Source organism: Halorussus vallis, assembly GCF_024138165.1.
Classification (GTDB): Archaea; Halobacteriota; Halobacteria; order Halobacteriales; family Haladaptataceae; genus Halorussus; species Halorussus vallis.
In genome coordinates, this window is record NZ_CP100000.1 from 1009440 (window position 1) to 1030479 (window position 21040).

Here is a 21040-nt window from a genome sequence, read left to right on the forward strand (position 1 = left end):
CCGGGTTGGCAGACTTAAAAGCATTCGTTCGCGCCGACGACGGGGCTCTCGCCGCGGATTCCGTGCGAACCGTAGACAGCCGACGACCCCCGGCGGGGGTTCGGCTCACTGCGAATCCCGTTCGATGTGGTCGCGGAGTCGCGCGAACGCCTCCTGTACGCGGTCGTCGCCGCACTTCCGTCCGACCGACTCGAAGTACGCCAGCCGTCGTTCCATCGTCTCGGTGTCGTACGCGTCCACGCCGAGGCGCGACGCCGCCACGGTCGCCTCTATCGCGGCGTTGAAGCCCCGATTTATCGTCGGCACGGCCTCGCGCTCGACGGTCGATTCGACCGGGGTAAGCGTCCACTCCTCCCACCGGGTCCCACCGTCCTCGCCCGCGTCCACCCGTTCGACCTCGACCTCGGCCCACGCCGCCGCGCTCTCCAGCACCGGCGCGTCGACTTCGTGAATCGAGAGCGCGCTGTCGACGAACGTCACTGGGTCGTCGACGAACTGGACGTAAGCGCCGCCCTGTCGACGGAAGTTGCGGCGCGTCCGGGTGTTGCCCCACGTCCGGGCGGTGACCGGGTCGCCGTCCCCGTCGGGTGCGTGGAGTCCGAGCGCCGCGGCGTTCCAGCGGTCGTTCGGCCCGAGCGTCGTCACCACCGACTCGGTGACGCCGGCCAGTTCGACCGGCCAGTCACTCCCCGACTCGCCCTCGCTCACACCGACACCTCCCCGCGTTCGAGCGCGACGAACAGCGCCGCCGCCGCGATGTCGGCGGTCGTCCCGGGATTGACGCCGTCGGCCACGAGCGAGTCGGCGAACGCCGCCAGCAGTTCGGCGTCGCCTTCGAGCGCCTCCTGGGCCCGGACCCGGACGCTCTCTGCGACCTTCTTGCCGTGCTGTTTCGCGACGAGAGTGTCGGGTTTCCGCGAGAGGAGTTCGAGGTAGACCCGGGCGCCGCGGGCCGACAGCGGACCGTCGAGGTCGGCGAGGCGGTCGACCGCCCAGAAGGTGCGCTCGAACCCGTTCGTCCACTCGGCCGCCACGTCGTCCTCGTCGGCGCCGAGCGCGAGCACGTCCGAGAGGGTGACGCCCCGCTCCTTGACCGCCGGAATCGCGTCGCTACCCCGGCGAACGTCGAGCGCCTCGGCGTCTTCCGGTGGGTCGTCGACGAACACGTTCACGCGGTCGAACGCCCGGTAGAAGTTCGCGGCGTCCTCGACGGTGGTGTCCTCGACCACCGCGGTCGCTGCTTTCGGAGTGAGTTTCTCGTCGCCGCTCGTGCGCGCCGCGGCGCGCACGAGCGGCACGAGCAGGAGGAGCGCGCCGAACTGGGTGTTGCCGCCCTCCTGACGGCTCATCCCGGCGACCGCGCGCTCGAAGGCCTCGCCGACCGACGCGCCCTCGGCGGCCGCCCGCAGGCCAGCGCCCGACCCGACCGAGCCAGCGAGGAAGTGCTCGAACCGGAGGTCGGGGAAGTCCCGCTCGCGGTCGACGTTGCCGGGTTTCGGCGTCCCGGCGACTTCGAGCAGGAGCGCTAGCTGGGCGTTCTCTGCGGGGCCGAAGTCGGCGTCTGCGGGCGGGTTCACGGCGACACCTCCGGTCGCTCGGCGGCGAACCAGTCCTCGGTCGCGTCCCGAACACGACCGAGGACCGCGGGGTCGTCGCTCGGGCGGCCGACGCTCACCGCGTCGGCGCCGTAGGCTAGATACTCCCGGACGGTCGCCTCGTCGCGGACGCCGTTGTTGGCGACGACGAAGAGGTCGGCCGCATCGGCGACCTCGGCCACGACTCCCTCGGAGTCCATCGCGTCGACGTGGAGCACCCGCCCGCCCGCGTCGGCGACGACGCGGGCGGTTTCGGCGAGGTCGACGCCCGGCACTTCGGCACGAACCTTCACGCTGACGTCGGCGCCTTCGTCGGCCGCGGCCCGGACTTGCTCGGCAAGGCGGTCGGAGTCCCGGAGAAGGCCCTCGCCGGCGCCCGCGGCGCACATCTCGTCCTGCCGGCAGTGGGCGTTTATCTCCAGGACTGCGCCACGTTCGGCGCAGACGCGGGCGACCTCGCGGACCGGCTCGGGTGAGGCCGCACGGACGTTGAACCCCGGCCGGAGGTCGACGTCGGCGTCGGCGAGCGCGGCGAGTTGGCGGTCGACGAACGCGACGGGGTCGGCGGGCAGGAACTCCTCGCGGTCCCGGTCGACCATCTCGCGAGCGGCCTCGCGGGTCGGTTCGTCGAGCGCGATGCCGCCGAGGAACGCCGCGCCGACGTGTTCGTCGGCCGCGGCGGCCCACTCGGCGTCCGACCGCCCGCTGAGGCTGGCGAGCGCGACTCTGGGTTCGAACACTCAGACCACCTCCAGGGCGTCGGCGACGGCGCGCGCGACCCGCTCGGCGTCGCCGATGTCGTTCATCTCGGTGTCGGTCCTGACGACCGGTCGGTCGAGGTCGGTGCCGTCGTCGTCGTCCAGCACGAAGGCGTCGGCGAAGGAGTAAGCCTCGGCGACGCCCGCGGTCGAGGGGTCGAGTCCGACGCCCTCCATCAGTTTCGCGGCCGGCCCGGAGAACACCCGGTCCTCGACGAACGGCGAGACGGCGACGACCGTCGCGGCGTCGAGGGCGTCCCGGAGGCCGTCGACCGCCAGCATCGGGCCGATGCTCGTCACGGGGTTCGAGGGGCCGACGACCACCGGCCCCTCGCGAATCGCCCCGACCGCGGCCGGCGATGGGTCGGCCGACTCGCCGCCGCGGAACTCCACGTCCTCGACGTCGGGTTCTCCGCGGCGGCCGACCCAGAACTCCTGGAAGTGCATCTCGCCCTCCGGCGTGTGGACGATGGACGCCACGGGGTCGTCGCTCATCGGCACCACGTCGACCGCGGCGTCGAAGGCGTCGGCGAGGAGGCGTGTGACCTCCGTGAGCGAGCGCCCCTCGTCGAGCAGGCCGGTCCGGGTGACGTGGACCGCTCGGTCGCGGTCGCCGATCTCCATGAACTCCGCCACGCCGGAGAAGCGACGCCACCGGGCGATGCGCCGGCCCGACACTTGGGCGTCTTCGGGGAGATAGCGCGGACCGGGGTCGAGGCCCGCCGCGTCGGCCAGGGCGGCGAGTTCGTCGTGGGTTTCGGTGGTGTCGTCGGCGATACCCCACCAGCGCTCGCGGTCGAGCAGGCCGCCCTGCTGGAAGAGGACGGTGTCGATGTCGGGGCAGACGAGCAGGCCGCCGAGTTCGACGTCGTCGCCCGTGTTTCCGACGACGGTGGTGTCGGCCGTGTCGAACGCCGCCGTCGCGCCCTCCAAGAGCTTGGGGGTGCCGGTGCCCCCGGAGAGAAACGTGACCATACGCCGAGGTGCGGGTTCCGCGGGGTAAATGCTTGCGTTACCCGACCCGATTTCGCGCTCGCGTTACGTCGACCGGTTTCGCCACGTCTCGGTGTGGAGGACGACGTACGCGCTCTCGGGGTCGACGCGGTAGACGTACGCGACGTTCCTGTCGAGGTTGACGGTCACCTCCATCCGCACCAGCGTCCCGTTGGCGGGGACGTACCGGTAGACGTCGAGGCCGGGTTCGTCGCCGTTCGGCACGGCCGACTCGTCGTACGACAGCGCCAGCGACCGGACCCGGAGTTCGTCGCCCGGCGGCCGAACCCCGACGACCGCCGACGCCCGGGCCTCGCGGAACCGCTCGGCGTTGGCGGCCGAAACGCCGGCGGTCCGGCGTTCGATTCGGAGGGCGTCGACGGCCGACTTCGGACCGGAGACGATCACGTCGACGCCAAGCGACTCGTTGCCCACCGTCTCGACCACGTGACGGGTCGGGTCGGCGGTCGTCGTCGGCCGCGATGCGAGCGCGTCCTTCGCCTCGCCGAGCCACGAGGGCGCTTGCACGTCGGTCGAACCGACGTCCTCGTAGGCGAATCGCACGGCGAACGTTCGGTTCACCCCGTCGACGTCGGCCTCGACGCGGTAGGTGAACTTCCGCACCAGCCCCGAACCGTCGACGTAGGCGCATGCGTCGAGCGCGGTGACGTCCTCGGGGTCGAACCGGGTGACGTTCGCGTCGGGGTGTCGGACCTGGCTCAGGGAGGTGGCGGCGTAGACGCGAACCCGTTCGCCGTCGAGCGTCGTCGCGCCGTCGGCTTCGAACTCGAACGCGTCGACCACCGTCTCGGCCGACCGGTTCCGGTAGGCCTCGACGGCGTAGTCGTCGCCGGGTCGGTGGTACTTCACGGTGTCCCGCCCCGAGAGTTCGGTCCGGCCGTAGCGGTCGCCGGACGGCGACACGTACCTCGTCTCCGTTATCGTGCCGGCCGTCGTTTCGCGGAGGAACAGTTCGCCGTCGGCGTCCACGCGCGCCGTCCGGTTCAACGACAGCGTCTCCGTGGTGCCGTCGACCGACGAGGACAGCGACGCCGACCACCGACGGGTGAAGCTCTCGGCCGCCGCGAGCGCGTCGGCGTGGTCGGCGGCCAGTCGCCGGCCCGACGCCGAACCGTTCGCTCGGACCGCGGTCGTCGCCGTCGACGACGGCGACGACCCGGCGGTTTCGACCGTCGGCGTCGCGGTCGTCGTGTCCGTCCGGCCCGTCCCGCCGGTGCACCCCGCGAGGACGAGGCAGACGACGAGCATCGGTACAAATCTGCGTCTCGGACTCATCGACCGATTCGTCTCGCCCGCCGGACAAGTAACCGCGGGGCGAGTATCACCGGCGAGAATCCCGCGTCCGTCGGTTTTTATACGAAGGCGACGAAAACTGTAACATGAAGACCATCAAGGACAGCGTCCACGACCACATCGAGGTCGACGGCGTCGCTCGCGCCTTGCTGGACGCCCCTGCGGTCCAGCGACTCCGCCGCATCAAGCAACTCGGCCCCGCCCACCTCGTCTACCCCTCCGCGAACCACACCCGGTTCGAACACAGCCTCGGCGTGTACCACCTCGCCTGCGAGGCGCTCGCCCACCTCGGCATCGAGGGCAAGCGCGCGAAACGCGTCAAGGCTGCCGCCATCCTCCACGACGTGGGCCACGCGCCCTACAGCCACTCCATCGAGGACGTCCTCCACCGACACACCGGCAAGTACCACGACGACGTCCACGACATCCTCGCCGGGCAGGCGGTCGGCGACGTACTCCGGGACCACGACCTCGACCCCGACAACGTCGCCGACCTCATCGCTGGAGAGGGGAAACTCGGCCAGGTCGTCGCGGGCGAACTCGACGTCGACCGGATGGACTACCTCGTCCGGGACGCCCACCACACCGGCGTTCCGTACGGCACCATCGACCACTCCCGACTGGTCCGGGAACTCACCCTCATCGACGGCGAACTCGTCCTAGCGGAGGGCAACGTCCCGACCGCAGAGAGTCTGCTGCTCGCCCGCGCGCTGATGAACCCCACCGTCTACAACCATCACGTCACCCGCATCGCCCGGAGCGTCCTCCAGCGGGCGAGCGAGCGCCTCATCGCCGACTCGGACGTGACCGCCGAGCAACTCCGGCGGATGGACGACCACGACATGTTCGCGGCGTTCCGCCGGACGCCCGAAACCGCCGAGTACGCCCGACGGCTGAGCGACCGCGACCTGTTCAAGCGGGCCGTCTGGGCGGAACTGGGCGACGTGCCCGAGGAGGTGCTGACCGCCGACCACGACGCGATTCGGGCCTTCGAGCGCGACGTCGCCGACCGGGCGGGCGTCGACGAGGCCGAAGTCGTCCTGGACGTGCTCGGCCGGCCGACCATGACCGAATCCTCGACCCGTGTCATCGTCAACGGCGAGATTCGGCGCCTCGACCAGCAGTCGGCGCTGGTTTCGGCGCTCCGGGCCGTCCAGCGCGAGCAGTGGCGACTCGGCGTCTACGCGCCCGCCGAGAAGACCGACGTCGTGGGCCACGCCGCCGAGGACGTGCTCGGACTGGCGACCGACGGCGCGCTGGTCAGCGAGATTCGCACCCCCGGCACCCGGACGACGCTCGACGAGTTCTAACCGGAGCCGTGACGTTCGCGACGGACCGAGCTTTTTGCCGAGCGCGAGCGCACGTTCTGCCGACATGGAGACGTTCCGCAACGACACGCTCGCGAAACTCGACGACGGCGAACCGGTCCGGGGCGCGTGGCTCGCCTCGATGAGTCCGCGGGTCGCGGAGGTGCTCGCGCGGACCGACCTCGACTGGGTCGGCCTCGACGCCGAACACACGCCCGCGTCGGCCGAACGCATCGAATCCGCCGTCCGGGCGATCGGCGACGCCGCCACGCCCGTCGTCCGACTCCCGTCGGTCGAGGCCGCGGTCGACGGCGTCTGTAAGCGCGCGCTCGACTCCGGCGTGCAGGGCGTGATGATACCCGACGTCCGAACGCCCGAGGACGTCGAGCGCGCCGTCGGGGCCGCAAAGTTCCCGCCGGCGGGCGAGCGGGGCGTCGCCGGCACGACCCGGGCCAACGGGTACGGCGCGGCGTTCGACGAGTACGTCGAGCGGGCGAACGACGAGACGTTGGTCGCGATACAACTCGAATCGCGGGAGGTGATAGAGCGCGCCGACGAGTTGCTCGCGGTCGAGGGCGTCGACGTCGCGTTCGTCGGCGAGAACGACCTCTCGGCGTCGCTCGGCCACCCCGGCGAAACCGACCGCTCCGACGTGGTCGAGGCGGTCGACGCGGTGTTCGAGGCAGCACAGACGAACGGCGTCCACCCCGGAATTGCGGGACGGACTCCCGAGGACATCGCCGAGCGCGCCGACCGTGGGTTCCGGTTCTTCCTGCTCGGTGCGGACGTGAAGTTCCTGCGGGACGGACTCGAACCCTTCTTCTCGGGGTGAACCGCTCCGGAGGAGTGGGAAGCGCGACCGCACGGTGTCGGCCGGTCGAAACGCACCTCACTTTCGGCAGGCGTCACTTTCCTCCTGCGGTGAGTACCAGCAGTTGCGCCGCGAGCGAACGCAGTGAGCGAGCGGGCCAAGGAACCGTCGAAGAGGACGCCGAAGGCGTCCGACGAGGCGGTGACGCGGTGCTTTTGGTCCAGCTTTTGCCAGGGAGGAAACGCCGCTCCGCGGCGTTTCCGACCGCAGCAAAAGGTGGGGGTTCAAGGAGGCCCGAGCGCATGCTGGACATATGATAGTCGAGGGCACCGTCGTCCGCGGCCCCGAGTTCGAACCGGTCGAGGGACGGGTCGTGGTCGAGGACGGCGAAATCGCCGCGGTCGAGGAGGCCTCGGTCGACTCCTCGAAGGTCGTCCTGCCGGCGTTCGTCAACGCGCACACCCACATCGGCGACTCCATCGCCAAGGAGGCCGGCGGCGGCCTGAGCCTGGACGAACTGGTCGCGCCGCCCGACGGCCTGAAACACCGACTCCTCCGGGCGGCCTCCCGCGAGGAGAAGGTCGAGGCGATGCGGCGGTCGGTGCGGTTCATGCGGACGACCGGAACGAGTTCGTTCATGGAGTTCCGCGAGGGCGGCGTCGAGGGCGTCTACGCGCTCCAGGAGGCGGTCGACGGACTCGACGTCGAACCGGTCGTCCTGGGCCGCGAGACGGTCGACGCGATGGAAGCGGGCGACGGCTTCGGCGCGAGCGGCGCGCGCGACGCCGAGTTCGGCCGGGAGCGAAACGCCACCGCGAAGGCGGACAAACTGTTCGGCATCCACGCCGGCGAGCGCGACCCGACCGACATCAACCCCGCGCTCGACCTGAATCCGGACTTCCTGGTCCACGTGGTCCACCCCGAACCGCTCCACCTCGAACGCATCGAGGACCGCAGCGTGCCGGTCGTGGTGTGCCCGCGCTCGAACCTGGTGACCGGAGTCGGCACGCCGCCTATCGCGGAACTGGTCGACCGAACCACCGTCGCGCTCGGCACCGACAACGTGATGCTGAACAGTCCGTCGATGTTCCGCGAGATGGAGTTCGCGTCGAAACTCGCCGACGTGTCGGCCCGCGAGGTGCTCCGGATGGCGACGTACAACGGCGCGCGCATCGCCGGACTGAACTGCGGCGTCGTCGAGGAGGGCATGGACGCGAAGCTCCTCGTGCTGGACGGCGACTCCGACAACCTCGCCGGCGCTCAGGACGTGGTCCGGGCGGTCGTCCGGCGGGCGGGCGCCAGCGACGTCGAAGACGTAATCCTGTAGGCTCGCCGTCGGCTTCCGGGTCGGCGCACGGCGAACAGTTAAGGTGCGCGATATGCTACTAGTTATCGAGCCACATGTACGACCGGATACTCGTGCCGACCGACGGTTCGGCCGAGACGGAGCGGGCGGTCGCCCACGCCGCCGACCTGGCCACCGCGCACGACGCGGAACTGCACGCCGTCTACGTCGTCGACGCCGCGACGTTCGCGGGCCTGCCGATGGAGGCCTCGTGGGACGGCATCACCGAGACGCTCCACGGGGAGGGCGAGGCGGCCCTCGAGCGGGTCGAATCGATCGCCGACGACCGCGGCGTCGCGGTCACCACCCACCTGTTGGAGGGGTCGCCGAGCAAACGCATCGTCCAGTGGGCCGAAGGCGAAGACTGCGACCTCGTGGTGATGGGCACCCACGGTCGCGGCGGCATCGACCGACTGCTCCTGGGGAGCGTCGCCGAGCGCGTCGTCCGGGCCTGCAAGGTCCCGGTGCTGACGGTCCGGGTCGGCGACGACGAGGAGACGCCGACGGCGAGCGAGGCGAGCGCCGAAACCGAATCCGCCGTCGTCGAGTGAGTCAGGCCGGGCGAAGGTGCTCGCAGTCGCCCGCGAGGACCCAAACCTCTTCTCCGTCGTCCGTCTCGACCACGAGCGCGCCCGGCGAAACCACGTCGACGGCCTCGCCGACGACCGCACCGTCGGCGGTTTCGACCCGCACGCGCTGGCCGAGCGTCGCCGACCGCTCTCGCCAGGCGTCCAGAATCGAATCGGGGTCGCCCCGGAGTTCGTCGAACCGCTCCAGCAGTCGCTGGACGAAGATTCGGCGGTCCACATCGTCTTCATGCTCTCCGTCGCTCTCGCTCCGAGCGGAGCGCCGCGCGCGGCGCTCCGCTCGGAGACTGGTCGCGCCATCGGGGAGTGCCTCGGCGTCCAGGTTGGCGTTGACGCCGATTCCGACGACGACCCACGAGACGCTGTCGGCCTCGCCCTCCATCTCGGTCAGGACGCCCGCGAGTTTTCGGCCGCCGCGCTCGCCGGTGTCACCCACTAGAACACCGTCGGACCGAAGGTCCGACGAGCCCTCGTTCGGTCCACTCACGAGAACGTCGTTCGGCCACTTGATTTCGGCGGGGACGCCCGCCTCCCGGGCGGCGTCGGCGACCGCGACGGCGGCCGCTAAGGTCAACAGTGGCACGCGGGCGGGCGGCAGGGCCGGCCGGAGGACGAGACTGCACCAGACGCCGCCGCGCGGCGACGACCACTCGCGGTCGAGTCGACCCCGGCCGCCGGTCTGCTCGTCGGCCAGCACGGCGACGTCGCCCGCGCTCGCGACCGCGAGTTCGCGAGCGCGGGCGTTCGTGCTGTCGACCGAGTCGTGGTATTCGACGTCGAACGGCGCGTCCAGACCGAACTCGACCGCCGCCTCGCCGTACTCCGGGACGGCCGCCAGCGCGTAGCCGTCGGCCCCGCTCTCGACCTCGAAGCCGGCGTTGCGGAGCGCCTCGACGTGCTTCCAGACCGCGTTACGCGAGATTCCGAGCCGGTCGGCGAGCGCCGGTCCGGTGACGGGACCGTCGGCCAGGGCGGCGAGGACGGCCCGGCGAGTGTCGTTCATGGCCGCGAGTACCACCGGTCGGAACAAGAATGGCTTGCTTCCGCCGCGCTCGCGGTGCGTCCGTCGGCGACGGTTCGTCCCCGGCCGCGGCCCTCGTCACCCGGGCATCTCGGCGGCCGCGTCGAGGAGGTCCTCGACCTCTCGCCGGTCGATTTCGAGTTCCGTGGTTTCGGTCTCCTCGTCGTAGGCGACGATGCCGGCGCTCGCCAGTTGCGGGAGGTGGACGTGGTACAGCGACGCGTGGGCCTTCTCGTACTCGCGTTCGGAGTCGTCGGGCGACGAGAGGTGGTCGGCGATGTCCGAGACGGAGGCCCGCCGGTCGCGTTCGAGCAGATAGTCGACCGTCTCGCGGCGGTCGGCCTCCGAGAGCGCGTGAAGCATCTCGTCGGTGATCGCGGTCGTCTGTGCGTCGGCTTCGGTCAGTCCGGTGTCGGCTATCGTGCGTTCGTCACTCATGGTATCGGGGAGCTGGTGTGTTCGTCGACGAGAGCGGTGGTCGAACGAGTGTACCCCAACCTCGCACGGAAGTCCAGTAAGGATTGAGCATGAATAAAGAGGCGATTTAAGTACCGACCGGGCGTCTCGGCGGGCGAGCGCCGACCGTCCCTTGACTACGAAAGCGACGTCGGCCGTACCGCCGTCGACGGCGGGTCGGCCGATTCGCGGCGGTTGGCCGCCAATCGGCCGGAACGGGAAATCGACAGATGAGAAAATCGACCGGGAAAGAGAGTCGGCCGAATCAGTCGATGACGATGAGCACGTCGCCCATGTCTACGCTGTCGCCCTCGGAAACCGCGACCTGGGTGACCGTGCCGCCGCGGTTGGCGACCACGTCGTTCTCCATCTTCATCGCCTCTAGCACGCAGACGACGTCCCCGGAGGCCACCTCGTCGCCCTCCTCGACCTTCACGTCGAGGATGGTGCCCTGCATCTCGGCGGTGACGCTCTCGCCTTCACCCTCGGCGGCGGCGGTCTCCTCGCTCCCGCCGTCGCCGCCCGCAGGCTGAGGCTTCTGGCCACCACTTGCGCCGGCGTCCCCGACGGGAATCGCGGCCGCGCCGCGCTCTTCGAGGTCGACCTCGAAGCGCTTGCCGTTGACCTCGACGGTGAACTCACGCTCGACGACCTCCTCGTCGTCGCCGGCCGTCGACTCGGTGTCGGTGCCCCACTTCTCCTGGGCCTCGTCGATGCGCTCGGGGTCGAGCGTGTGGTCGAGGTACTTCGTGGTGTGGGTGCCGGTCACGAACGCCTCGTCGGTCAGCATCAGGCGGTGGAACGGGACGATGGTCGGGATGCCCTGGATGTCGTACTCGGCGAGCGCACGCTTCGACCGGGCGATGCACTCCTCGCGGTCGGAGGCGTGAACGATGAGTTTCGCGATCATCGAGTCGTAGTCGGTCACGAGGTCGTCGCCCTGCCGGAGCGCGTCGTCGACGCGGACGCCGATGCCGCCCGGCGGGTCGTAGGTCGTGAGTTTGCCGCCGGTCGCGGGCGCGAAGTCCTCGGCGGCGTTCTCGGCGTTGATGCGGAACTCCATCGCGTGGCCCTCCAGTTCGACGTCGTCCTGGGCGAAGGCCAGTTCCTCGTCGGCGGCGACCCGGACCTGCCACTTCACGATGTCGATGCCGGTCAGCATCTCGGTGACGGTGTGCTCGACCTGGATGCGGGTGTTGACTTCGAGGAAGTAGAAGTTCGCGTCGGTCCCGAGGAGTTCGCCGTCCTCGCGGTCCGGGTCGTCCTCCACGAGGAACTCGAAGGTGCCGGCGTTGTAGTAGCCCGCGGCGTCGGCGCCCCGGCGGGCCGCCTCGCCGATCTGCTCGCGGAGTTCGTCGGTCAGTGCGGGCGACGGCCCCTCTTCGATGACCTTCTGGTGGCGGCGCTGGAGCGAGCAGTCCCGCTCACCGAGGTGGCGGACGTTGCCGTGGTGGTCGGCGATGATCTGGACCTCGATGTGGCGGGGGTTCTCGAGGTAGCGCTCGAGGTAGACGTTGGCGTTGTCGAAGTACGCCTCGCCCTCGCGCTTGGCGGATTCGAGTTGGTCCTCGGCCTCCTCGGGGCCGCGGACGACCTTCATGCCGCGGCCGCCGCCGCCGCCCTCGGCCTTGATGGCGACCGGGTAGCCGTGCTCGTCGCCGAACTCCTTGACTTCCTCGGGGTCCTCGACGGGGTCGGTCGTCCCCGGGACGATGGGCACGTCGGCCTCGCGCATCGTCTTACGGGCCTTGGTCTTCTCGCCGAGTTGCTCCATCGAATCGCTGGTCGGGCCGATCCACTGGACGCCGTCGGTCGCTTCGACGGCCGCGGCGAACTCGGCGTTCTCCGCGAGGAAGCCGTATCCGGGGTGGATGGCGTCGGCACCGGCCTTCTGGGCGGCCTCGATGACCGCGTCGTGGTCGAGGTACGAGTCGGCCGCGCGGGCCGGTCCGACGTTGTACGCCTCGTCGGCGTAGCGGACGTGTCCGGAGTCCTTGTCGGCCTCGCTGTAGACGGCGACGGTGTCGATGCCCAACTCCTCGCAGGCTCGCATGACGCGAACCGCGATTTCACCTCGGTTGGCGACCAGAACCTTGTCGAACATTCGTACGGGAACATATTCCAGAAGGCTACCTCATTCTGTCGGTTCACGCCAACTGAACCGAGACGTTCGTCCACTTCGAATTCGGAGTCGGTTGACCGGCCCGGAAAGCCCCGAGATGCGGGACGCGAAGCGCGGACTGTGAGGGCGTGAACGCGTGACGTGCGACGCCAAACCGCGACAGGGCGCGAGGAATCCGACGAGACCGAAACCCGGGACAAAGCACTTACCGGCCCGCCGAGGAGGTCGAACCAACGACGGTCAAACGATGACGAGACGACTCCGAATCGGCGGCGCCGGCGCGCTGAGTGGCGGCGCTCTGCTCGCACTCGTCCCCGCGCTGGACGGCGCGTACCCTGGATACGTCGCCGCCGTGGCGCTGGCGTCGCCGCTGTTGCTCGTCGGCGCGACGGCGCTCTACCTTGAACATCGAACCGTGCTGAGTCACCCCGAGGAGGTCGGTTTCGGCGCACTCGCGCTCGGTCTGCTCGTAGTGACCGCGGCGGCCGTCGTCTACGCGGCGGCCGGCGGCGGAAGCGTCGCGGTCGGTTTCGTCGTCGGACTCCCCGCCGTCGCCGGCGCGGCGGTCGCCGCGGTCGGGTCGGCCCTCTTCGCTCGCGGCCTCTCCCGGACGGGCGCGATTCCCCGGTGGCTCGCGCTCCTCGTCGCGCTCGCGCCGTTCGTCGACCCGGTGGCGAACGGACTGCTCGCGGCCGTCGTCCCGTTCGGTGTCTCGATTACGGGACTCGCGTGGGTCGCGCTCGGCGTCCACCGCTGGCAGGAGAGCGAATCGACTCGGCGCGCTCACGGCGCGCCGAGTCGGTGACCGGACGACCTTCCGCGTTCCATACGCTCCGGTCCCCCCTACCTCGGCGATGGCCGCGGCGCTTCGACCCGACGCGCCGACGGAGACGGGTCCGAAGGCCACGAACCGCCCTCGAAACCGACCGAACCGTCACCTCCAAGTCGGCGGTCCGTCGTCGGTATCGTATGGAACTCCGCCGTCTTCCCGCGACCGAGGACGCCGTCCGCCGCTACGTCGAACGGTTATGGCTGCCGTATCACCGCGACCTCGAAGCGACAGTCGAGGCTCACGCGCTCGCCGACGACGTCGACCTCGTCGCAGAGGAGGTTGAGTTTCGACTCGGCCGTCTCGAATCGGACGACTACCGGGCGTGGATCGCTGTCGACGCGACCGACGAGGACGTGGCCGAAGACGTCGATTTCGCCGACGTCGAAGCAGAGTTGGCGGGCTTCGTGACGACCGAACTCGACGAATCGCCGTCCGTCTTCGACCGACCCGACCGCCTGGTCGTCGGCGACATCTACGTCCGCGAATCCTACCGCGGAACGGGACTTGCCCGCCGTCTCGTGGACCGCGCCCGAGAACGGGCGCGATCCGCGGGGTGTTCGGAACTCGCGCTCGACGTCGACGTCGACAACGAACGCGCACTCGCCTTCTACGAGAAACTCGGCTTCGAGACGACCCGCCGCCGGATGACGGTCGCCGTCGACGGACCCTGAGTCGCCGGGGACCGTCGACGAAGGCGGAACGTCGGGGGATACGCGCCTGTGACCATCGAGTCGGAGTGTCACACCACGGACACCATTATACGCCGGACCTCCGATACCCCGAACGAAACGCGACGGACCGCCTCGTTCGCCGACGGCGCGAGCGAATCCGACTCCGAGAAGAACGACATGAGATTCCGAACCCAGTCCCGACGACGAACCGCCATCGAATCGACCGCGCGCACCGCGAGAGGGGCGCGATGACCGACATGGACCCCCGGCGGTACTACGACGAGTTCGCCGAAGGCGAGTGGGAGCGCCTGGACCGCGACCCCGTAACCCGGATGGAGTTCGAGAACACCGTCGACTACCTGGAGCAATTCCTGCCCGAGTCGGGACGCGTCCTCGACGCGGGCGGTGGCGCGGGCCGGTACACCGTCTGGCTGGCCGAGCGCGGCTACGACGTCGAACACCTCGACCTGAGCGTCGAACAGGTGCGCATCACCCGCGAGAAGGCCGACGAACGCGGCGTCGCCGAGCGCGTCGCGTGCCGGCATGGCGACCTGCGCGAGTTACCCTTCGCCGACGGGGAGTTCGACGCCGTCTGCTGTCTCGGCGGCCCCCTCAGCCACGTGGTCGACCCCGACGAGCGCGCCGCGGCGACGGCTGAATTGCGGCGGGTCGCCCGCGACGGAGTACCCGTCTTCGTCTCGGTCATCGGCCGCTTCGCCATGCTCCGAGACGTCCTCAAATTCTGCCTCGACGCGGAACACGGCCTACTCGCGCCCATCGCCGAGGACGGCGACTACACCGCCGAGCGCGCCGCGAAGTACGCCGACGGCGAGGGGTGGGCGGAGTGCCACGGCTTCCGCGTCGACGAGTTCGAAGCCGAACTGGAAGCCGCGAATCTGGGGGTCGAGCGACTGGTCGGATTAGAGAACGTCGCCAACCGGATGAAGCGCGAACTCGCCGAGGCCGACGAGGCGGCGGTCGAGTCGGTCCGCGATGTCGTCCGGGCGCTCCGGGAGGACCGTACCGCGGTCGACTTCTCCGAGCACATCCTCGCCGTCTGTCGCGCGTGAGCCACCCACCGGGAGGCCGTCGAAAATACGTGGAATCGCGATTCGCCGAGACGACGCGGGTCAGGACCCGGTCGCCGTGGTGTTGGTCGAGGCGGTCGCGTTCGTCGTCCGGATTCCGAGTATCGGCCCGGTCGTCGCGGTCACGAGCGCCGTGGTCCGTTGGCCCTCGGGCGTCCGGAGCGCGACGCCGTAGGTGAGTTCACCTCGGCGGAGTCCGGCGTTGATGACCGTTCCGTTCGTCCGATTCTCGACCAGGCGGATGGCCTCGTCGACCGGGCGGAGCGCGCCGTAGTCGAACGCCTGCCCGCCGAGGTACTCCCGACCGACGACCGTGACGTTGGAACGGACCGCTGTCACGCGCGGGGACGTCGCGTCGACCGTGACCTGCGTGATGCTCCGGTTCTGGTGGAGAATCGTCACGTTGAACGCGGGCGTCCCGTTCTGGCTCGCGAGCGCGACCACGATCGGCTTCCCGTTCGTTCGGTTCTGGGCGAGTCGTATCGCCTGGAGCGCCGAGACGTTGACCTCGCTCAGGTTGATGCCGCTCTGCTGGAGCGCGGCCCCGGTCCGGTCGCCCGGAAGCGCGGCGCGGTCCACCCCGGCGAGTCGTTCGGCTACTGCAGTCGTCTGTGACGCTGGCTGTGCTGCTGTCGTCGAGTGTCGTGCTGCAACCCCCACTCCGCTCGCGCTCCCCACCAGGAGGAGCGCGAGGCCGAGTGACGCGATCTCGTGGTACTCCACAGTCGTGAACCCGTGTTCGCTTCGGCGAACCTCCACAAGAGCGTGCCGGCCGTCGTCACCCCCGCCGAGGGTGCTCCGGGGGCGTCTCCTACCGGGCGCCCGCCGTTCCGGAGGCGGGAGCGCTCGGGCCGTTCGCGGCCGCCGGTTCCGCGGCGAACCCGGCGACGTCTCGCCATTCGGACGTCGCGGCGTCGACGCCCGCCCGGCCGTCCATCGGCACCCCGAGTTCCGACCGGAACGCCGCCTCGCGCCGCGCGATTCGGTCGGGGTAACCCTCCTCGTACAGTCGCTCGACGGTCCCGAGGTCGAGGTCGGCGGCGTTCGTCACGTAGCCGATCTTCGGGAGGTCGTTGTCATCGGCGGCGATGTCGGCGAACTGGACCAGCGGCCGGCCGGTGTGGAGCCACTCGGTCACGATGCCCGAGTAGTCCGACAGTAGCACGTCGGCGGCCAGCAGGCTCTGTCGGGGCGTCTCGTTCTCGTCGTAGATCACGTTCGGCAGGTCGGCGATTCGGTCGCGACACTCCGCGGTCAGCGACTTGCCCGGTTCCTCGTCGCGGTCGACGGGGTGGGGCCGGAACAGCAGTTCGAAGTCGCTCCCGGCGAACAGGTCGAGCACCTCGTGGGCGGTCTCGAGGTACGACCCGCCGCCGTAGTTGTGGTTGGTCGGCGCGTACAGCACCCGCCGCTCCCGGGGCGCCTCGGCGGCCACCAGGTCGTCGGCCTCGGGGACGCCGACGACAGACACGTCGACGTCGTCGGGGTAGAGTTCCTCGTACCGCTGCGCCCACCGCTCGCCGGGCGCGAGCGCGGCGTCAACCGCTCGCCGGGTCATCTCGGCCGTCTCCTCGATCTCGCCGCGACCGATGGACGCGCCGTGGCGGACGTGGACCAGCGGGTACTCCTCGTGGAAGTCGACGTCGTGGACGCGGTGGCGGTGGTTGTACACCACCACGTCGGGGTCGACCCGCCGGACCTGGCGGTCGATGGCTCCGACCTCGTCGACGTTCACCTCGGAGACGGCGTCGCTACAGCCCCGAGCGCCGACGTTCATCGGGACGTACGCCGACTCGGCGTCGACGTGTCTGTCTATCGCCTCGAACGTCTTGCGCATGAAAGCGTGTTGAATCGCGTATAGAACTTCGACCATCGTAGGTTCCCCCTCCGGTTGCTGTCCAGGCGAAAGGCCGACCGACCTGAAGAAACGAACCGCGCGTTCCGAACCGGCACTTACCATCCGTTAGGGGAGCTACGCACTTATCCCTGATTCCCAAAATTTCGATAGTCCGGGACGAATACGGCCGAGAGTCAGTTACTCACCGGACCAGCGCCGCGTCCACGAGCGCTCGCTGGGCCTTCCGGAGCAGCGTCGACGCCGTGCTCTCCGTGCAGTCGAGTTCGGCGGCCACGTCGGCCAGTTCGGCCGCTCGGGGCACGTCGAAGTAGCCGAGTTCGCGGGCGACCGCTATCGCCTCGAACTGTCGCGTCGTGAGGCGGCCGGCGAGCGACCCCGCGAGGTGGCGGTGTTCGCCCACGCGGTCGACCTCGACCGACACCTGTTCGGGGAAGTCGGCGACGACCTGGCGCAACTCCGCCGGGTCGCCGAGAATCGTCAGCGCGACGGCGCCGTCCGGCCCGAACACGATGGGCGGGACGACGACGATCTTCCGGCCGTCCAGCGCCCCGCGCCACGCGAGGTCCTCGGGCCGCAGTTCCATGGCGACGTAGGCGTAGAAGGTGTCGTCGTCCACCGGCGAGAGGTCGAACCACCGCACGACGTCGAGGGCCGAAAGCGCGTCGCGGATGGCGTCGACCTCGCCGACCACCAGCGAGAGGAAGTACTCGACGCCGTCGTCCTCGTGGGTGTGCCACGACAGCAACTCCTCGCGTTCGAAGGCGTCGCCGGGCGCGACCCGCTCGGGGACCGAGAGTCGCATCTCCGGCGGCAGTCGGATGGTCACGTCGAGGGACTTCACGCGCGGAAGTCACGCCTCGATATATAAAAAGACCAAGTGCTTCGGGGCAACCGGCAGGCCCCGTCCGGCCCAAGCATCATCCATGAGCGAACTCGACCGCCGCGAGAACGGCGTACGAGCGCGGGACCAGGACGCGGACCCGGCGGCGGCCGACCTTCCGCCCGGCCCGTCCGGATTACCGGTCGTCGGGTCGACCGTCGCGGCGTCCCGCGACGGCGTCGGCTTCGGCGAGCGACTGACGTCGTACGGCGACGTCGTCTCCTACAGCGCCTTCGGCCGAGACTTCGTCGCCGTCTTCGACCCCGCCGTCGTCGAGACGGTGCTCGTCTCGGCCAACGACGCCTTCGAGAAGGGCGAGTTCGAGACGGCGTTCGGCGATCTGGTCGCGCCCGAGGGGGTCGTCTTCGCCGAGGGCGAACGCTGGCGACGCCAGCGAACCGCGCTCCAGTCGGCGTTCACGCCCGAGCGGATTCGGCGCTACGCCGACGAGATGGTCGCCCACACCGCCGCGACGGCCGACGACTGGGACGACGGCGAGACGGTCGAACTCGGCGACGCCTTCGGCGCGCTGACGCTCCGCATCCTCACGCGGGCGCTGTTCGACCTCGACCTCGACGCCGAGCGCGGCGCGGTCGTCCGCGAGGCGGCCCGGGCCGTGCACGCGGTGGTCGACCAGTTCGGCCTGCTGTCGTTCCTGCCGGCGTGGGTGCCCACGCCGACCGACCGCCGCCACGAACGGGCGATGGCCGACCTCGACGCCCTCGTGGCCGAACTGGTCGAAGAGCGCCGGGAGGGCGTCGCGCGAAGCGCGACGGAACCGACGAGCGGTGACGAACCGCGAGTCGCCCCCGACCGCGACGACCTGCTCTCGCTGCTGGTCGCGGCCGCCGACGCCGACGAAACCGGGATGGAACCCGCGGCGATTCGCGACCAACTGGTCACCTTCCTGTTCGCGGGCCACGAGACGACCGCCACCGCGCTGACCTACGCCTGCTGGCTCCTCGCGGGGAACCCCGACGCCCGCGAGCGCCTCGACGCCGAACTCGACGCGGTGCTGGGCGACCGCGACCCGACGTTCGCCGACCTCCCCGACCTCGACTACGTTGAGGGAATCGCCCGAGAAGCCCTGCGACTCTACCCGCCAGTCTACTCGCTCTACCGCCAGCCGAAGGAGGACATCGTCCTCGGCGGCTACCGAATCCCCGCGGACGCGACGCTCCAACTCGCCACCTACAACGTCCAGCGCGACGACCGCTGGTGGGACGACCCCGAGCAGTTCCGGCCCGAACGGTGGACGGGGAGCGAGGCTCCAGAGACGTCTCGGCGGGGCGAGCGAGGGAGTCGCGAGCGACCCGAGTACGCCTACTTCCCGTTCGGCGGCGGTCCCCGCCACTGCATCGGAATGCGCTTCGCGATGACCGAGTTACAGTTGGCGCTGGCGACGCTCGCCCGGCGGGTCGAGTTCGAGCGCGTCACCGCCGAGTTGGACCTCTCGATGGGGCTGACGCTCGACCCCGGTCCGGTCGAGGTTCGAGTGCGGAAGAAGCGCGCGTAGCGAGTGCGGAAGAACGGGGAGCGAGAATTCGGATTCAGTACCGGTCGGTGCGGCCCGAGGCCGCCCACGCGTCAGTCGGCGCGCCGCGCGGCACGCGCGCGGCGCGCCCCTGCAGACCCCGGAGGCGACCCGCGAATCCCCACCGCTTGTCGTCCCACGTCTCCGCCTCCGCTTCCGCGGCGGCGGCCGCCGCGGCCTCCTGGGCGCGGAGGTGGGCGCCGATGGCCGCCGCGATGGCGGCGGCCTCCTCGTCGGTGGCGTCCTCCGGAACGTCGATGGTCACGTCGGAGCGCTCGGCGTCGGATTCGTCCGCCTCGCGACCCTCGGCGTCCTCAGAGCGGGATGTTGCCATGTTTCTTGTCGGGTTGCTCGTCGCGCTTGCTCGCGAGCATCTCGAGGTCGTCGATCAGGCGCGGACGAGTGTCGGCCGGTTCGAGCACGTCGTCGACGAAGCCGCGGTCGGCCGCGGTGTAGGGGTTGGCGAACTCCTCGCGGTACTCCGCGATGAGTTCCTCGCGGCGTGCGTCGGGGTCGTCGGCCTCCTCGAGTTCCTCGCTGTAGAGGATGTTGACCGCGCCCTGCGGGCCCATCACCGCGATTTCGGCGGTCGGCCAGGCGTAGTTGACGTCCGCGCCGATGTGCTTGGAGGCCATCACGTCGTAGGCGCCGCCGTAGGCCTTCCGGGTGATGACGGTCATCAGCGGGACCGTTGCCTCCGAGTAGGCGTACAGCAGTTTCGCGCCGTGGCGGATGATGCCGCCGTGCTCCTGGTCGGTGCCGGGCATGAAGCCGGGCACGTCGACGAACGTCAGGATGGGGATGTTGAACGAGTCGCAGAACCGCACGAACCGCGACCCCTTCTCGGAGGCCTCGATGTCGAGCGTGCCGGCGTTGACCCGGGGCTGGTTGGCGACGATGCCGACCGACCGGCCGTCGAGGCGGGCGAAGCCGATGACGATGTTCTTGGCGTAGCCCTCCTGGACCTCGAAGAACGAGTCCTCGTCGACGACGCCCCCGATGACCCGGGTCATGTCGTATGGCTTCTTTGGCTGGTCGGGAACCACGCTCTCTAGCTCCTCGTCGCGGCGCTCGGGGTCGTCCCACGGTTCGACCCGCGGCGGGTCCTCGACGTTGTTCTGCGGGACGTACGACAGCAACCGGCGGATGTCGTCGAGCGCCTCCTCCTCGGACTCCTCGGCGAAGTGCGCCACGCCCGAGGTCGACTCGTGGGTGGTCGCGCCGCCGAGTTCCTCGAAGGTGACCTCCTCGCCGGTGACCGTCTTGATGACCTCCGGGCCGGTGATGAACATGTGGCTCGTGTCCTTGACCATGAACACGAAGTCGGTGATGGCCGGCGAGTACACCGCGCCGCCCGCGCACGGCCCCATGATGGCCGATATCTGTGGGATGACCCCCGACGCTTCGGTGTTGCGCCGGAAGATTTCGGCGTAGCCCGCGAGCGACTCGACGCCCTCCTGGATGCGAGCGCCCGCCGAGTCGTTCAACCCGATGACCGGCGCGCCGACCTCCATCGCCTTGTCCATCACCTTGCAGACCTTCTCGGCGAACACCTCGCCGAGCGACCCGCCGAAGACGGTGAAGTCGTGGGCGAAGACGAACGTCTTGCGACCGTTGACCTCGCCGTAGCCGGTGACGACGCCGTCGCCGTACACCTGCTTTTCCTCCATGCCGAAGTTGTGGCTCTGGTGGGTCCGTAGCTGGTCGAACTCGTTGAAGGTGCCGTCGTCGAGGAAGTACTCGATGCGCTCGCGCGCGGTCATCTTGCCCTTGTCGTGCTGGGCCTCGATGCGGTCCTCGCCGCCGCCCTTCAGCGCCTCCCGGCGCTTCTCACGCAGTTCCTCGAGCTTCTCTTCCATCGTCATGGT

21 protein-coding genes are annotated in these 21040 nt (G+C 69.9%); 8 read left to right on the forward strand and 13 right to left on the reverse strand.

The annotated features are described in order from the left end of the window. Positions 1–105: 105 nt before the first annotated feature. The 5 genes from NGM07_RS05245 to NGM07_RS05265 form a co-directional block, all read right to left on the reverse strand. A complete protein-coding gene (locus tag NGM07_RS05245) occupies positions 106–708 on the reverse strand; it encodes a DUF447 domain-containing protein (protein WP_253517988.1) in 603 nt (200 codons plus the stop codon). Further along, complete coding sequence (locus NGM07_RS05250) at positions 705–1577, reverse strand: triphosphoribosyl-dephospho-CoA synthase (protein WP_253517990.1); 873 nt, start codon at positions 1575–1577, stop codon at positions 705–707. Before NGM07_RS05250 ends, NGM07_RS05245 begins: the two co-directional genes overlap by 4 nt. After that, a complete protein-coding gene (locus NGM07_RS05255) occupies positions 1574–2335 on the reverse strand; it encodes a tRNA-dihydrouridine synthase (protein ID WP_253517993.1) in 762 nt (253 codons plus the stop codon). Before NGM07_RS05255 ends, NGM07_RS05250 begins: the two co-directional genes overlap by 4 nt. After that, on the reverse strand, positions 2336–3328 hold the full coding sequence (gene cofD / locus NGM07_RS05260; protein ID WP_253517996.1) for a 2-phospho-L-lactate transferase: 993 nt from the start codon (positions 3326–3328) through the stop codon (positions 2336–2338). Positions 3329–3391: 63 nt separating this feature from the next. Then, on the reverse strand, positions 3392–4615 hold the full coding sequence (locus NGM07_RS05265; protein ID WP_253517999.1) for a DUF7537 family lipoprotein: 1224 nt from the start codon (positions 4613–4615) through the stop codon (positions 3392–3394). A gap of 131 nt (positions 4616–4746) precedes the next feature. On the opposite strand from NGM07_RS05265, the gene NGM07_RS05270 reads away from it, so the two are divergent. The 4 genes from NGM07_RS05270 (at position 4747) to NGM07_RS05285 (ending at position 8674) form a co-directional block, all read left to right on the forward strand. After that, the gene (locus NGM07_RS05270) at positions 4747–5970 is read left to right on the forward strand and encodes an HD domain-containing protein (protein ID WP_253518002.1); all 1224 of its coding nucleotides are present in this window, start codon (positions 4747–4749) and stop codon (positions 5968–5970) included. Positions 5971–6034: 64 nt separating this feature from the next. Further along, positions 6035–6799, forward strand: a complete 765-nt coding sequence (locus tag NGM07_RS05275; protein WP_253518005.1) for an HpcH/HpaI aldolase family protein — start codon at positions 6035–6037, stop codon at positions 6797–6799. Positions 6800–7091: 292 nt separating this feature from the next. Then, on the forward strand, positions 7092–8105 hold the full coding sequence (locus NGM07_RS05280) for an amidohydrolase family protein (protein ID WP_253518008.1): 1014 nt from the start codon (positions 7092–7094) through the stop codon (positions 8103–8105). Between the two features lie 74 nt (positions 8106–8179). Continuing rightward, the gene (locus tag NGM07_RS05285) at positions 8180–8674 is read left to right on the forward strand and encodes a universal stress protein (RefSeq protein WP_253518011.1); all 495 of its coding nucleotides are present in this window, start codon (positions 8180–8182) and stop codon (positions 8672–8674) included. A 1-nt stretch (position 8675) separates the two neighbouring features. On the opposite strand, the gene NGM07_RS05290 is transcribed toward NGM07_RS05285, so the two are convergent. The 3 genes from NGM07_RS05290 to NGM07_RS05300 all read right to left on the reverse strand — a co-directional run bounded on the left by NGM07_RS05290 (position 8676) and on the right by NGM07_RS05300 (position 12291). Next, positions 8676–9713 (reverse strand): biotin--[acetyl-CoA-carboxylase] ligase, encoded by a 1038-nt coding sequence (locus tag NGM07_RS05290; protein WP_253518014.1) that lies wholly within the window; start codon positions 9711–9713, stop codon positions 8676–8678. A gap of 96 nt (positions 9714–9809) precedes the next feature. Then, positions 9810–10169, reverse strand: a complete 360-nt coding sequence (locus tag NGM07_RS05295) for a DUF7344 domain-containing protein (RefSeq protein WP_253518017.1) — start codon at positions 10167–10169, stop codon at positions 9810–9812. 283 nt (positions 10170–10452) lie between these two features. Continuing rightward, a complete protein-coding gene (locus NGM07_RS05300; RefSeq protein ID WP_253518019.1) occupies positions 10453–12291 on the reverse strand; it encodes an acetyl-CoA carboxylase biotin carboxylase subunit in 1839 nt (612 codons plus the stop codon). A 265-nt stretch (positions 12292–12556) separates the two neighbouring features. On the opposite strand from NGM07_RS05300, the gene NGM07_RS05305 reads away from it, so the two are divergent. From NGM07_RS05305 to NGM07_RS05315, 3 genes are all read left to right on the forward strand, one after another. After that, complete coding sequence (locus tag NGM07_RS05305; RefSeq protein WP_253518021.1) at positions 12557–13114, forward strand: hypothetical protein; 558 nt, start codon at positions 12557–12559, stop codon at positions 13112–13114. A gap of 164 nt (positions 13115–13278) precedes the next feature. Beyond that, positions 13279–13812, forward strand: a complete 534-nt coding sequence (locus tag NGM07_RS05310; protein WP_253518023.1) for a GNAT family N-acetyltransferase — start codon at positions 13279–13281, stop codon at positions 13810–13812. A gap of 248 nt (positions 13813–14060) precedes the next feature. Beyond that, complete coding sequence (locus NGM07_RS05315) at positions 14061–14882, forward strand: class I SAM-dependent methyltransferase (RefSeq protein WP_253518025.1); 822 nt, start codon at positions 14061–14063, stop codon at positions 14880–14882. Positions 14883–14942: 60 nt separating this feature from the next. Here the strand turns inward: NGM07_RS05315 and NGM07_RS05320 are convergent, their stop codons facing one another. From NGM07_RS05320 to NGM07_RS05330, 3 genes are all read right to left on the reverse strand, one after another. Continuing rightward, a complete protein-coding gene (locus tag NGM07_RS05320) occupies positions 14943–15623 on the reverse strand; it encodes a PepSY domain-containing protein (RefSeq protein WP_253518027.1) in 681 nt (226 codons plus the stop codon). Between the two features lie 88 nt (positions 15624–15711). Then, complete coding sequence (locus NGM07_RS05325; RefSeq protein ID WP_253518029.1) at positions 15712–16773, reverse strand: CDP-glycerol glycerophosphotransferase family protein; 1062 nt, start codon at positions 16771–16773, stop codon at positions 15712–15714. A gap of 166 nt (positions 16774–16939) precedes the next feature. Then, a complete protein-coding gene (locus NGM07_RS05330; protein ID WP_253518031.1) occupies positions 16940–17599 on the reverse strand; it encodes a helix-turn-helix domain-containing protein in 660 nt (219 codons plus the stop codon). An 82-nt stretch (positions 17600–17681) separates the two neighbouring features. Between NGM07_RS05330 and NGM07_RS05335 the strand changes: the two genes are divergently transcribed. Further along, a complete protein-coding gene (locus NGM07_RS05335; RefSeq protein ID WP_253518034.1) occupies positions 17682–19154 on the forward strand; it encodes a cytochrome P450 in 1473 nt (490 codons plus the stop codon). A 34-nt stretch (positions 19155–19188) separates the two neighbouring features. Here NGM07_RS05335 and NGM07_RS25435 read toward each other — a convergent pair whose 3' ends face one another. Together NGM07_RS25435 and NGM07_RS05345 are read right to left on the reverse strand one after the other, a co-directional pair. Beyond that, on the reverse strand, positions 19189–19506 hold the full coding sequence (locus tag NGM07_RS25435) for a DUF8022 family protein (RefSeq protein ID WP_368410232.1): 318 nt from the start codon (positions 19504–19506) through the stop codon (positions 19189–19191). Continuing rightward, on the reverse strand, positions 19487–21031 hold the full coding sequence (locus tag NGM07_RS05345; protein ID WP_368410233.1) for an acyl-CoA carboxylase subunit beta: 1545 nt from the start codon (positions 21029–21031) through the stop codon (positions 19487–19489). The genes NGM07_RS25435 and NGM07_RS05345 overlap by 20 nt, the downstream gene beginning before the upstream one ends. Positions 21032–21040: the final 9 nt, after the last annotated feature.